At 43.6% G+C, this 14,460-nt stretch carries 9 protein-coding genes; 8 read left to right on the plus strand and 1 reads right to left on the minus strand.

Annotated features, from left to right (window positions below; translation table 11 throughout):
- The 7 genes from RMY32_RS02830 to RMY32_RS02860 form a co-directional block, all read left to right on the plus strand.
- Nucleotides 1–213: hypothetical protein (locus RMY32_RS02830; RefSeq protein ID WP_322715242.1), on the plus strand; the 213-nt coding region annotated here is incomplete at its 5' end.
- A 301-nt stretch (nt 214–514) separates the two neighbouring features.
- Nucleotides 515–5,473: a CHAT domain-containing protein gene (locus tag RMY32_RS02835; protein ID WP_322715243.1), complete on the plus strand. Its 4,959-nt coding sequence runs from the start codon at nt 515–517 to the stop codon at nt 5,471–5,473.
- Nucleotides 5,474–5,679: 206 nt separating this feature from the next.
- Nucleotides 5,680–6,417, plus strand: coding sequence for a DUF928 domain-containing protein (locus RMY32_RS02840; RefSeq protein WP_322715244.1), 738 nt, complete (start codon nt 5,680–5,682; stop codon nt 6,415–6,417).
- 78 nt (nt 6,418–6,495) lie between these two features.
- Nucleotides 6,496–8,724: an adenylate/guanylate cyclase domain-containing protein gene (locus RMY32_RS02845; RefSeq protein ID WP_322715246.1), complete on the plus strand. Its 2,229-nt coding sequence runs from the start codon at nt 6,496–6,498 to the stop codon at nt 8,722–8,724.
- Nucleotides 8,725–9,325: 601 nt separating this feature from the next.
- Complete coding sequence (locus RMY32_RS02850; protein ID WP_322715252.1) at nt 9,326–10,450, plus strand: acyl-CoA dehydrogenase family protein; 1,125 nt, start codon at nt 9,326–9,328, stop codon at nt 10,448–10,450.
- On the plus strand, nt 10,440–11,189 hold the full coding sequence (locus RMY32_RS02855) for a PIG-L family deacetylase (protein ID WP_322715248.1): 750 nt from the start codon (nt 10,440–10,442) through the stop codon (nt 11,187–11,189). Before RMY32_RS02850 ends, RMY32_RS02855 begins: the two co-directional genes overlap by 11 nt.
- Nucleotides 11,186–11,776, plus strand: coding sequence for a class I SAM-dependent DNA methyltransferase (locus RMY32_RS02860; RefSeq protein WP_322672799.1), 591 nt, complete (start codon nt 11,186–11,188; stop codon nt 11,774–11,776). Before RMY32_RS02855 ends, RMY32_RS02860 begins: the two co-directional genes overlap by 4 nt.
- 264 nt (nt 11,777–12,040) lie before the next feature.
- Here RMY32_RS02860 and RMY32_RS02865 read toward each other — a convergent pair whose 3' ends face one another.
- Entirely contained in the window at nt 12,041–13,399 is a 1,359-nt protein-coding gene (locus RMY32_RS02865; RefSeq protein ID WP_322715249.1) for a glycosyltransferase family A protein, read from the minus strand.
- Between the two features lie 374 nt (nt 13,400–13,773).
- Between RMY32_RS02865 and RMY32_RS02870 the strand changes: the two genes are divergently transcribed.
- Nucleotides 13,774–13,983 (plus strand): hypothetical protein, encoded by a 210-nt coding sequence (locus tag RMY32_RS02870; RefSeq protein WP_322715251.1) that lies wholly within the window; start codon nt 13,774–13,776, stop codon nt 13,981–13,983.
- Nucleotides 13,984–14,460: the final 477 nt, after the last annotated feature.

Consider the following 14,460-nt stretch of genomic DNA (forward strand, 5'->3'; position numbering starts at 1 on the left):
GAAGACACTGTTTGTAGGCGTTTTTTCAGTTCCTCTTCGCTCTCGGCGATCGCAATTTTAAATGGGCGGCTCATGGTTCTGTTAACTTACCTAGTTTGCTTCTCCCCATTATATGCAGATTCATTTTTAATTGGTATAAGAAAGCTTGTTTTTCATGATACAATCATTGGGTATTTAAAATTAATTGTTGTAATTGTTCATACTCCCAACTAATCAAAAACTTTGTTTTTTAGGATTGTCTTCAAGATAATTCAGTATGTCGCTCATGTTTATGTGTAAAAAGATTCTCTAATGTTCTTATATATTAGAATGATACTATTTTAAAGATATCTACTGTTTGGACTTTGGACAAAAAGAAGATAGTTCGCAAGTGTTCTTTCCCCTCTGCTGGCTACGAGGAAAAGTTTGTGTAGCGCACCACTAGAATTATGGCGATCGCATATAGCAATAATGCTCATAGATGATGGCTTTTATTTCCAAGTGAATTATCAACTTTAAGCTTGGGGAATTGGCAGTGAACAGAAAAAATCAAAACTCAAAAGGAAATAGTCCGTTGGTAAGGCAGTACGTTGGTGTTAGCGAAGCGGTAGCGAGTCATCGAGCGTCGGTAATTGCGCACTTATACCCCTTTGGGGAAGCAAGCTACTTACAGCGTCTTTGTCAGCAAAAGCCACTGGTGTTTAGAAGTCAGAATGCTGCATTGCCGATCGTGCTTACCCTATGCTTCTGGTTCGGGAGCATTGCTGCCAAACCCGTACTTGGACAATCGATTGTTCCAGCTAATGATGGGACAGGGACAGTTGTAACTCAAGAGGGTAATCGCATCGATATCCAAGGAGGTAAACTTTCTGGCGATCGGGCAAATCTATTTCACAGCTTGGAGAAATTTGGACTCAATCAAGAGCAGATTGCCAATTTTCTCTCGAATCCCGATATTCACAATATTCTCACACGAGTTGTTGGTGGAGATCCTTCAACCATCAATGGATTGATTCAGGTAACTGGAGGAAATTCCAACTTATTCATCATGAATCCAGCAGGAGTCATCTTTGGGCCGAATGGCCAAATTAACCTTCCGGCTGACTTTACAGTAACGACTGCTACAGCAATTGGTTTTGACAATCGCTTTTGGTTTAATGCAGTCGGTAAAAATGATTACTCAAATTTAAATGGCAATCCCTCTGGGTTTGCCTTTGATTTCGCTAATCCTGGGACTATTATCAATGCTGGTAGTTTGTCAGTTTTAGAAAAACACAATCTGGCTTTAATCGGTGGGAGTATTATCAATACGGCGACATTGAGCGCACCCGGCGGAAATATCACTATTGCAGCAGTGCCAGGGACAAACCTGATTCGGATCTCTCAAGCAGGAAACCTGCTGAGTTTAGAGCTAGAACTGCCAAGAAATACAACAGACCAACACCTAGCAATTAACCCTCTGGATTTGCCAACGCTGTTAACCCAAGGGGCTAAGGGACTAAATCTTGGTGCGATCGCGAATTTAGATGCGGGTACAGTGCAGTTAACACGATCTGGTACAACTATCCCAACTGCCACAGGAACTACGATCGCTTCTGGAACCCTAGATGTTTCCAATACAGGAGTTATGCAGACAGGTGGTACAGTAAACGTCTTAGGCGATCGCGTCGGATTGATTGGTGCTAACATTAATGCCTCTGGCACAGCTGGTGGCGGCATCGTTCGGATTGGGGGAGACTACAAAGGTCAAGGTATTTTGCCCAATGCCTTACAGACGTTTGTTAGTAGTGATTCGGTAATTAATGCTAACGCCCTGCGAAACGGTGATGGCGGTCAGGCGATCGTTTGGTCAGATAATAACACTCAGTTCTTTGGTAAGATCGACGCCATCGGCGGGCTTAATACTGGGAATGGCGGGTTAGTAGAAGTATCTAGCAAGGGATTGCTCTTATTTCAAGGCTTAGTTGATTTGCGATCGCCTGCGGGGGAAGTCGGCACGCTCCTGCTAGATCCGACTGATATCACCATCAGCAGCGCGATGGATACCAACAGTATGACCTTTGGTAAAGGTATATTTGCGGACACCACTACAACCTCTTCTAATCTCAACTCGACTACGCTACAAAATCAACTAACTTTGAGTAATGTTACCGTTTCGACAACATCGGGCTTGGCTGGTAAAGGAGATATTACAGTCAGCAATCCGATCTCATGGAGTAGCGGTTCTGACTTGAAATTAGCTGCCGATCGCAATATCAACATCAATGCCAACATCGGCACAACGGCTGCTGGCAATGCAAATCTAACGCTAGAAGCTAATAACAGTATTTTTATCAACTCAAATGCCAAGCTAACAGCCAGTGGTGTGGGGAAGTTGGATGTCACCCTCAATGCAGATCGAGACGGTATCAATGGAGGAGCGATCGCCCTCAAAAGCGGTGCTGCGATCGATTCTAATGGAGGCAATATAATTCTGGGCGGTAGTAGTAACCCCTTAAACGAGCCGGCACAAGGAACAGCAGCAAATCCCATTGGAGTCAGCCTTAATGGAGCTTCTCTCAACTCTGGAAGTGGCAATATTTCGATTAAAGGTCAGGGAAACAACGCTGATGCGAGCGAGCAGAAAGGCGTTTGGCTGAATAATAGCAGCATCATGGCTGAAAATGGAGATATCAGCTTAACTGGCATAGGCTACGGGAATGGAAATAACAACAACGGGATTCAGCTTAACAATAGCCTGGTAAGTTCTACTGGCACTGGGAAGATTACACTCCAAGGTACTAGTAACGCCAGAGGAGGTAGGGACAACGACGGCATTGAAGTAAACAGTAGCATCATCAGCGCGACTAAGACGGGGACAATTACTCTAGAGGGGATTGCCGGAGTCGGGACTGATATTAGTGAGGGGATATATATTGGTCGCAATTCCAAAGTCCGTTCAGCCAATGGAAATATCAGCTTCATGGGTACTGGCGGTAATGGAGCGGGAAATCGTAACTTCGGCATTTTACTGGAAGACGGCGCAGAGGTGGAATCGACGGCAACAGGAAATATAAGCTTAGATGGCGCTAGTAGAAACAGCACAGAAGGAATTAGCATTAAGAACAGTTCGATTAACCCCACTGGAACAGGCAGTGGTACGATCGCCCTCACTGCTGATGAAATGAACTTCCTTGGCTCCACCCAAATCAAAGGTACTGGTATCCTTCAGTTGCAGCCTCGGACTCCTAGCTTAGACATTACCTTGGGTGGCAACATTAACGATGCCCGTTTAAATTTAAATGCCAGTAAATTAAACACCTGGCAAAATGGCTTTTCTCAAATATTTATCGGGCGAGATAACAGCAGCGGTAGCATTACCTTGGCAGGTGATGTGACTTTCAACGATCCGGTTACTTTGCGATCGCCCTTTGGCTCAGGTTCCATCAACACTAGTGGATTTCAACTCACAGGAGCTGACAATGCCACCCTTAACCTGCAAGCCAACCAAAACATTACTACTGGCGATGTGGTAAATCAAGGTCGAGAGATTAGAATAACCAGTACCAGTGGCAATATCAATACCAGTACGGGAACTCTCAACACTAGTTCTACAACTGGGAATGGAGGAGCGATCGCTCTCGAAAGCGGCGATGCCATTTCTACGGGCAACCTGAACAGTTCAGGAGTTAACGGTGGTGCCATCATCGCCAAAGCTGCCACCAATATTACCACTGGCGCAATTGATTCTGGCAGTAGTTTCGGCAACGGTGGCAATGTCACCCTTGACTCCAGCCGCGACATTCAAGCTACCCAAATTAACGCCCAAGGTGGGAAAAACGGTAGAGGTGGTGACATAGATATCACTGCTAGACAATTTTTCCGCGTTACAGACACCTTCACCGACAGCAACAGTAGTCTGGCTAGCATTTCCAGCCTTGGGGGTAATGGTGGGGGAGACATCACGATCCGGCATGGGGGAGGCAGCTTAAATCCGTTTCAGATTGGTAATGCCTCGGTAAATGGTACAGCCGGTGCGATCGTTGGCGGGAAAATCTCTATTATCCCCCCACCACCTGCAACTGAGACTCCACTTGTTAATTTTAATCCCGTCGATCTCAGCAATCCCTTCCCTGTTACCCAGCCACTACAAGTAACCTTTGCCTCCACACCAGCAGCAACTGACACCAACCTACCAGAACTGGAAGAAGCCTTCACCAAGACTTTTGAGAACCATTTGGGCATCAGCAATGTCCGCATCAAAACCTTAAAAGAAGCCCAAGCTATATTGCGCCGAATTGAACAAGCCACTGGCATTAAATCTGCCCTGATTTATGTCTTATTTCAACCCAAAACCGAGGAAGACTCCAAATCTCAACCAGAAGAGACAGCCAAGCAACCGCAACCTATCTGGGAGTTCAATTCTCAAAGTTTGGAGCAGCGCCGACAGCAAGTACAACCCACTACGCAACAAGCTCAAGGTAACTACCAGCTCGAGCTAGTGATGGTCACTTCCTCTGGAACACCAATCAGACGGCAGATTCAGGGAGCGACGCGAGAGCAAGTCCTCAAAAACGCTCAAGAATTCCAAGCAGCTATCACTAACATTCAACGCTCTCCCCCATATCTAGCTTTGGCTCAAAAGCTCTATAAGTGGCTGCTTGGGCCTTTAGAAAAGGATTTACAAGCTCAAAAAATCACGAATCTTAGCTTTTTGATGGACACGGGTTTACGCTCCCTGCCCATCGCTGCCCTGCATGACGGACAAGGGTTTATTGTGGAAAGATACAGCGTTGGTCTCATGCCCAGCCTATCACTTACTGACACTCGCTATGCAAATGTGAGAAATCAGCAAGTCTTAGCGATGGGAGCCGATCGCTTCCCCGATCAAAAGCCCTTACCAGCAGCTTCAGTAGAGTTGTCTTTAATCGTCAGTCAATTGTGGCCTGGCAAGTCTTTTCTTAACGAAAACTTCACAGTGGAAAAGCTCAAACAAGCCCGCACTTTACAAACGTTTGGTATTGTCCATTTCTCTACCCATGCCAACTTTCAGCCTGGTAATATCAATAAATCCTATATTGAGTTTTGGTATAGCAAATTACTAATTAGCCAATTGCAGCAGTTGAAATTAAGTCAGCCACCAGTGGAACTATTGGTTTTGAGTGCCTGTCGTACAGCATTAGGGAACCCAGAAGCGGAGTTGGGATTTGCAGGCTTGGCGGTGTTAGCAGGAGTGAAATCAGCGATGGGCAGTCTATGGTCTGTCAACGATGAAAGCACAATGGGACTAATGACAAGTTTCTACGAGAAATTGAAAGAAACTCCGATTAAAGCCGAGGCTCTGCGGCAAGCACAGGTAGCAATGCTCAAGGGTCAGGTGCGACTAGAGAAGGGTCGGTTGGTAACAGCGAGTCAGAGTTTTCCTTTACCGCCGGAGTTAAGACAGATAGGAGACAAAGAATTTGCTCATCCTTATTATTGGAGCGGTTTCACGCTCGTCGGCAATCCCTGGTAAGGGACTTCCAGAAAATAAACGATCCAATTTACTGGAATCATCTTTTTCTGTCTCCCCCCTGCCCCCCGCCCCCTGCTCCTTGTCCTCTTCGTTGACTCAGCACTGGCTCAACCTTAGCTATCCACTAACAGCACTCAACTATACTTCTGAAAAGACTGATTTACTGCTTCAAAGATTTACGTTCAATAGAAGTCCTTACGCGGATCATGAATTTACCAAAATCTTTTCTGTTTTTAGCGATCCTTGTTAGCGCACTTTCTCCCACCATTGTCACTTTTGCCAACTTGCCATCACGGCGATCGGCATCGGACTTGGAGTGGAAAGTTAGTCTCAAATTCCCACCTGTAGATGACCGAGGAGCGCCCTCTCAAACATTGGGTGGAGGAACGCGTGGCTCTTCTTGTATCGATGAGAGAGGAATACCGATAACGCCTTTGATGCCGTCAAAAAAGAATTTTGGGAAAACGGTTGCAGCCAATCCCACACTGTATTGGTACATTCCTGAAAATACTGCCCAATCTGGAGAATTGGCTTTGACAGATGAAGCCGGAAATCAGGTTTATCTGACGACTTTTAAACTGCCTAGTACTCCTGGCATCATTAAACTGGAATTACCAGCAAATGTTTCTCTCCAAATTGGTAAGTACTATCGATGGTACTTCACGATGATTTGCGATTTTCAAGACCGCTCTCAGGATGAATCTGTCAAGGGGTTACTCCAGCGTACTGAAGTAAGTTCCTCCCTGAAAAATCAGCTAGCTGGGGCAGGACTTCTAGAACAGGCAAAAATTTATACAGAGTCTCAAATTTGGCAGGAAGCACTGAATACCGTTGCTCAATTGCGCCGCCAGAAGCCAACTGAATGGGAAGAACTTTTACAATCAGTCGGTTTAGAGGCGATCGCCAAAGAACCTTTCCTTGACTGCTGCACGAGCGATCGCTAACCTCAGTACAGCTAGCTCAACAGCAAAGTTAAAACGGCTACTTTGCTACCCGGAAAAATTAATTTTGGTACAAACAAGATGATCTGGAGAAAGTGGAAAAAGCTACTGTGGCAATGGCGCGGTGTTTTGATTACTACTCCTAGTGTGGCTGGTGTAGTCATCTTATTACGCTTTGCTGGTTTAATGCAGCCTTGGGAGTTGGAGGCTTTCGATGGATATATGCGTCTGCGACCCCAAGAAGCACCCGATGACCGGATTGTGATTGTGGGAGTAAATCTTGCAGACATGAAAAAAATTCGTCAGCCAATCGTTCCAGATGGTTTGTATGCTCAATTGTTGCAAAAATTAAAAGCCAGGAAACCACGAGCTATTGGTTTAGATATCTACCGCGATTTACCTGTAGAACCAGGACATCAAGAATTAACCAAAGTATTTGCATCGACCCCCAATTTAGTCGGGATTCAAAGAGTGGTAGGAGATAACCAACGCGAGCCAATTGACCCGCCACCAGCACTCAAAGATAAAGGGCAAGTAGGTGCAAATGATTTGGTTTTAGATCCAGATAAAAAGGTAAGACGCAGTTTGCTCTACTTAACAGATAAAAATGGAGAGACTATTTACAGTTTTGGATTATATTTAGCTTTACTTTATCTCGATGCCGAAGGTATTGCACCAGAAACTTCTGGACAGACAAAAAATTGGCAGTTAGGAAAGACAAGATTTATCCCCTTTGCTGCTAATGATGGTGGCTATGTGCGAGCTGATGACCGTGGCTACCAAATTTTAATAAATTACAGGGGGCCAGCCAGACGCTTTTCTACAGTCACGATGACAGATATTTTAGAAGACAAGGTACCACCAGAATGGGGACGCGATCGCATTATTTTGATTGGTAACGTCAGCGAGAGTTTTGAGGATTTATTCTTCACTCCCTATAGTAGTAGTTTGTTGACTTCCCCAGAACCTATGCCTGGGGTAGAAATTCATGCGAATATGGCTAGCCAAATTATCAGTGCAGCTACAGCAGGTCGCCCACTAATTAAGAGTTGGTCGCAACCAATAGAAGTAGGATGGATTTTTCTCTGGTCTTTTGTGGGTGCAAGTCTAACTTGGCAATGGCGATATGCAGGCGGGATAAAATTTTTATCCTTCCAGAAAATAACTAGCCCAATTTTGGCAGCAGGTGTGCTATTGGCTAGTACATATACAGCCTTTATCGCCAGTTGGTGGATACCTGTAGTACCACCATTATTAGCTTTGTTGGGATCTGCGATCGCGATTACAGTCTACATCGCCCGTACTGCTGGAGAAATTCGTTATACATTTGGGCGTTACTTAAGTAAAGAAGTAGTCACTAGCTTATTAGAAAGCCCAAAAGGTTTACAGCTTGGGGGCGAACGGCGCAAAATCACCATACTCGTCTCCGATTTAAGAGGATTTACCAGTATTTCGGAACAATTACCCCCGGAAAAGGTTGTTCAAATTCTCAACTTTTATTTAGCATCAATGGCAGATATCATTATCCAGTATCAAGGAACCATTGATGAATTTACAGGTGATGGTATTTTAGTGTTGTTTGGTGCGCCTACTGCCAAAGAAGACGATACTACAAGGGCTATTGCTTGTGCGATCGCTATGCAGTTAGCAATGATGAGTATAAATGAAAAGATGCAGCAGTGGAATCTGCCACCATTAGAAATGGGAATAGCTGTCAACACCGGCGAAGTTGTTGTTGGAAATATTGGTTCTTATATCCGAACCAAATATGGTGTAGTCGGTGGCCAGGTAAATCTCACCTATCGTATTGAATCCTATACAATTGGAGGACAGATTGTTATTTCGGAATCGACATTTAAAGAAGTAGAGTCAATTGTTAAAATCTGTGGACAAAAGCAAGTACAAGTAAAAGGAATTAAACTACCGATAAATATTTACGAAGTTAGGGGGATTATTGGAAAATACAATCTTTTTCTAACTCAAGAAGAAGAAAGATTGCTACCATTAGCTGAAGCAATACCAATAGAATATACAATTTTAGATGAAAAGCACATTGAAAAAACTCTTTTTCAAGGCAATTTAGTGAAACTTTCCACTAAGGGAGCCGAGGTACGTCCCAAGGATATAGAAAAAGATGTCATCCCTTCTTTATTCAGTAATATTAAATTAGTTTTATCACCAAATTATTCAAAAGAATTAAGCGCTGATATTTATGCGAAAGTTTTAGAAAAACCAATAGAAGATGGGCTATTTTATATCTGCTTTACTACTAAAAGTTCTGAGATCAAAGGAATTCTTAGTAAGATTTAAGTAGTTGAGATCGGGCAGGAGGCAGCAAGGAAGAGGATTTTAGCCTCGTTCATTGTTGGGAAAGGGCTAAAGGATAAGGGTTAAGGGTTTTTTACCTTTTCTCCTTCCCCCAAAACCCGACAAGTATTGTCTGCCGGCCTACTTAACGCTACTCTTAATGAAGCAGACATTCAGTGATAGCAATAAATATACCAAACTGTAAGCGTTTCGCGTCAGCAATATCGCATCCATCAGTTCAAAAGTTGCATCATACGTTCTAACTCGATAGTTATACGCTGCTTAACGAAATTCTTCTAATTTGGCACGTTTAATATTGGCAGATGAGAGTTGATGGTTAAACTCTGGTGATTCTGCTAAAATTAAAGTATACTCCATTGTCCTACGCAAAAAATAATTTATGCATATAATAATCTCCCTTTTGTTAGGTATATAATCATACAAAAGATAGAGATGTTAACTTATTTAATTTAATTATTATTAACAAGATATAAAGAAATATTACAGAAAGGAGTCGGCTATTAGCATCCAATTATTAAAGAATGTCGTCATCCCAAAATGGCATAGTTCCAACATTGCTCTGGATCTCAAACGTGCCGCAGAAATTGCGGATTATTGTTTAAATAATGCCACTGCAATCGATTGCAATACTGCTTTTCCCAAGCAAGAGTTTGAGCTAATTGCTAAGGCTGGGTTATTGGCTGCACCATTAGCGAAAGAATTAGGCGGATGGGGTGCAGGAATTGATGCTAATGTTACCTACGAGCTTTTAATGCTATTAAAGCAGATAGGGCATGGCAATCTGGCAGTTGGGCGAATTTATGAAGGACATATCAACGCCCTACAACTGATTCAGACCTTTGGTTCCATAGAACAGATCGCAAGCTGCGCTGATGATGCCCGCGATCGCCAGAAAATATTTGGCGTTTGGAATGCCGAAGCCTCTGATGGTGTGAAGATAATTCCTTGTGAGAATGGGCATTATCGGCTGGAAGGTTCTAAAACGTTTTGTAGTGGTACTGGCTATGTTGAACGTCCTTTCGTGAATGGAGTATTGCCAGAGGGCGGTTGGCAAATGTGCATTGTGCCAATGGACGAAGTGACAACTCTTAGCGATCCCGCTTGGTGGCAACCTTCTGGGATGCGAGCTACTGCTAGTTACAAAGTGGATTTTAGCGGTGTCGAGTTGGATCGGAGCTATTTAATCGGCCAGCCAGGAGATTACTATCGACAGCCTTGGTTATCTGTTGGGGTAATTCGGTTTGCTGCTGTGCAACTAGGTGGAGCAGAAGCACTGTTTAACCTAACTCGTCAGTATCTACAAAAGTTGGAATATACAAACGATCCATATCAACAGGAACGGCTTGGCAGAATGGCGATCGCTATTGAAAGTGGCAATCTCTGGCTGCGGGGGGCTGCGGATCGAGTAGCAGCCTATGCACCAGTGTTTGGTGGCGATCCCACTATTGTTCACCCGCAAGCAAACCAACTCGTCGCCTATGCCAACATGGTCAGGACAGCAATTGAGCAAATTTGCATTGATGTGATGAATTTGTGTCAACGTTCTGTGGGAACTCGCGGCTTACTACCACCAAATCCGATGGAACGAATTATCCGAGATTTGACTCTATATCTGCGTCAACCTGCTTTTGATGCAGCCTTGGCAAATGTCGGGCAATATGTCTTGCATGAAAGTAATCCGGCTTCAATACTTTGGAATGATGAATGAATTTGGCTTGATTGCATTACCACTAGACAATCCTAATGTTTTGCCCTGGCGTTCAGTTAACGAGATCGCTTGTAGCCCGGTACTGATTGTTGCACCCCATCCTGATGATGAGACATTAGGTTGTGGAGGTGCGATCGCTCTATTACGGTCTTTAAATTGTCATGTGCAAGTGTTAGTCATCAGTGATGGTACTCTTTCACACCCTCGTTCCCAGAAATATCCCGCAGCTAGACTCCTAGCTCTGCGGGAAGCAGAAACGCTATCAGCATTAAAATTGCTGAGTGTAGAGGTGAATGATGTTACCTTCTGTAGAATGCAGGATGGGTCAATTTCAACACAGTATCAAAGTGCAGTAGCTAGTTGTCGTGCTTACATTACAGAAATCGCCCCACAAATTATCTTTTTACCCTGGCGATATGACCCTCATACAGACCACCGAGCGACGTGGAAGTTAATTCACACAGTGCTGAATGACTTGCCCTTATCCCCCCGATTGATTGAGTATCCGATTTGGGATTGGGACTTTGACCAACGAGAGAGTCTGCCAGTACCTCTTGAGGTGACAACTTGGCGATTGAATATTAGCGCAGTGGTGGAGTTGAAACAGCAAGCGATCGCTGCTTATCGTTCCCAAACTACAGACTTAATTGATGACGATCCAGAAGGCTTTCGCCTAACTCCCGAAATGTTAGCAAATTTTACTCATCCTTGGGAAGTTTATATAGAGGAAAACCGATGAACCCGTTACAATCTAATTCCCTACCACCCAGCTACTTTGATAAACTCTACAGCGAAAATCCAGACCCGTGGAAGTTTGAGACAAGTATTTACGAAGCTAACAAATATGCTGCCACAATTGCAGCTTTACCCAAAGACCGCTATCGGTCTGCCTTTGAAATCGGTGGTTCCATTGGCGTTTTAACTGAAAAACTGCAAGAACGTTGTGACTCACTGCTCTCAGTTGATGTATCAAAATTGGCGCAGGATAGAGCAAAAGAGCGCTGTCAGCATCTCTCCAATATCAAGTTCCAGATTATGCGTGTCCCAGAGCAATATCCTGATGAAATGTTTGATTTGACCTTAGTCTCAGAAGTTGGCTATTACTGGTGCTGGGAAGACCTGAAAAAATCCCAACAGTACATTCTGGAACACCTGGAACCTGGAGGACATCTACTTTTAGTTCATTGGATACTTTATGCCCGTGATTATCCATTGAGTGGAGATGAAGTTCATGACTCGTTTTTTGAGTTGACCCCAAATAAACTGCGGCATTTAAAAGGTCAACGGGATGAAGAATATCGACTTGATTTATTCGAGCGAGTGTAAACTACCCGACGCCGACGCTATCACGTACAGCGTGCAATAATTTTCGGTTGAAGAAGAATTCAGGAGCGGAGCCGGAAACGCTCCGCCAAGGCGTCAGAATCAAGACGCGACGCTCGAATACTCGCTACCGCTTCGCTATCGCAGAATTGCTCATCAGAAACAGGTTGTCTGTATGTCCGATAAGAGATTGGTTGACGTAGCATTCGCTACGTCAACCGCGCATTCCTCCCGACGCTCTGTGTGATTGGTTGTTCTGTGACGCGCTTAAATCGAGGGTTTAAGACCCCCATTTTCTAGGCTTTTCGTAGGGTAAAGCTCTTTAGTTAGTTCCAAATCATCCTGGGTCGAATTTCCGTGGAATTTGCTGTAACTGAGCCGTAAACTCTCAAGACGCAAGCGCAAGTCTCCAATTGCTTGTTCAATTTCCACAAATTTCCAGCGCGAAGCCCAAATTTGTTCTGACTGCTGGCGTTCTTCGACTTGTTCAAACAACTGACCAAAGGTATAAGGTTGGGTTAATTTTTCTAAAAGCCATTGGACTGAAACTCCCAGCATCTCTGCCAAGGATACGACGCTCTTGCGATCTGGTTGATAGCCATTAAGAACGCACCACCACATCACTCGTAATTGACGGCGAGCAACAAAACGAGTTTCGATAGCCCCTGCTGGCTCGACTACAAATGGTTGTTGTTGCCGTCCCATTTCTATCCATTCATTCAGCTGATTTGCTAAACCAACATTGGTACGTCCAATTTGTCTGGCCGAAGTTACTACTCGCACTAAAGAACTATGGCGAAAACGGGCATTTACCCGTACCAAAGCCCGGTAAAAAGCTTCATCTTCAGGAGTCCGCACTGGTGGTAAGCCTCCCGCCAGTGCATACATTTCTGCTGTTACTGCCAAACTTGCTCCATAGTGTTGATAGTGGCGGGGAAAGCTGTCATCAGGGTCGGGATCGAGATAAGTTTCTAACTCGGTTATTAAATAGCGGTAGCCCACTTCACGCAGATAGCAAGCTCTGGCGTAAGGGTGTAGACCCGCACGACCAGTCCGTTCAACAAGAATTCGCCCACCTACAGCATCAGCACCACAGTTAATTTCATACAGATTGGCAGCAATCCAAGTTGGGCTTACCTGCGAGTCTCCATCAGTTGAAGCGATTACTCCCCTTGTGCGTCCTAAGCTACACAAACGGCGGTGTGCTTCATCCATTAAAATCTGACGCACTCGACCAATATAAGCTTGTGCAGGAGGCAGAGTTTTTTCCACTACATGCAGTGCTATATCTGGATGTTCTTGGGCGAAACTCCGGGCTATAGCTGCTGACTCATCGCTACAATTATTTGCCAACAAAATTATCTCGTAGCGTCTGGGATCTAAAAGCTGTCCTTGTAAATCAACTTGATGTATCAGGGCAGTAAGGGTTGCTGCCAACATCTGAGCTTCATTGCGAACTGGAACAATTACACAAACTTCGCAATGCGGTGACGGTGGTATTTGGACTAAAGTTTGAGAAAAGTCTTTACCCTGCTGTACAGATGGAAAGTCAGCAACGAAGAGCAAGCGTTTACTTTCCATAAAAACCATTTTTCCATCTCCAGGAGCAGCTACACAAGATTTCATCCACGATCAGAAATTATTAATATTTGTAACTCTATTTTGAATATTTTCTCATTTGTTTTGGATCTACCTACAGTATGATTAGTGTTGATTAAAACTCTCCAAACATCAGCTATTAAAAACTAAAGTCTGTCTGCTCTAACTCAAAGCTTTACTATTCAAGGCATATTTTTATATCTTTTTGCTAACGTCAAATTTCCGACGAGAAAATCATACTTAAATTATCTATCTATTTTAGTTAATTGTTTTACTGATAATCTGTTTTAAGAATGAGATGAATAATATAACATATTATTAAGATTTATATATTACTAAAAACTAATCAAACCGAAGCAGATTTATGCAAAAACTTAAACGCATGATTAATAACCTGCTTTTTGGTCGTTATAAACATTCCTTGGGTAATTCTAAAAGCACATCTGTTCTTAATTTGGATCGGCTCAACCTTTGTAGAAAATTTAGCTTGGTCGTGTTATGGCTGCAATGGTCGAAAGCATACTAAAACCAGCTATTGCGATCCAGAAACAAAACTTGAGATGGCACTGTTTCATCCTCGTCAGCAGCTTTGGTCAGAGCATTTTAGCTGAAACGATGATTTTACAGAGGTTATTGGTAAAAATTTAAGTAGGTGGGCGTAAGGGACTTCCAAGAAATAAATTATGCAATCTTGTGAGGTAGACATCTTGCCCGCCTTTGACTATAGGCGCTCGTGTCGCCCACCCCAGAATAAATATTTGTATATTTTTTTATTTGGGAATCCTTAAATATTTGTCGTTGGGATAAGGCAAGAGGCAAAGTTTTTCGTTGGCAATGAAAGCTACAGAGCATCTTTATGGAGTTGTGAGTATTATTTTGGGTAGCAGCCCTGCTGGAGTCGATTTTTTTAACAAAAATATTATCAATATTAACAGGCTATAAGATGCTAACTGTACTTTAGACTAAGAAGCAGAAAATGACTCAGGGATGCTGAGTTGAGTTTAACCAATGCCAAAAATGTCAAAGGTAAGAAATCAAGCAGATTTCTATGCTGTTTTAGGTGAGGCTGAAGTACGCTTTTTAACAAT

Source organism: Nostoc sp. ChiSLP03a, assembly GCF_034531215.2.
Classification (GTDB): Bacteria; Cyanobacteriota; Cyanobacteriia; order Cyanobacteriales; family Nostocaceae; genus Nostoc.

Excerpts from the sequence above, each read along its gene's own strand:
- RMY32_RS02840 (WP_322715244.1), top strand. The coding sequence starts at position 5,680 with ATGAATTTACCAAAATCTTTTCTGTTTTTAGCGATCCTTGTTAGCGCA.
- RMY32_RS02845 (WP_322715246.1), top strand. The coding sequence starts at position 6,496 with ATGATCTGGAGAAAGTGGAAAAAGCTACTGTGGCAATGGCGCGGTGTT.
- RMY32_RS02855 (WP_322715248.1), top strand. The coding sequence starts at position 10,440 with ATGATGAATGAATTTGGCTTGATTGCATTACCACTAGACAATCCTAAT.
- RMY32_RS02860 (WP_322672799.1), top strand. The coding sequence starts at position 11,186 with ATGAACCCGTTACAATCTAATTCCCTACCACCCAGCTACTTTGATAAA.
- RMY32_RS02865 (WP_322715249.1), bottom strand. The coding sequence starts at position 13,399 with ATGAAATCTTGTGTAGCTGCTCCTGGAGATGGAAAAATGGTTTTTATG.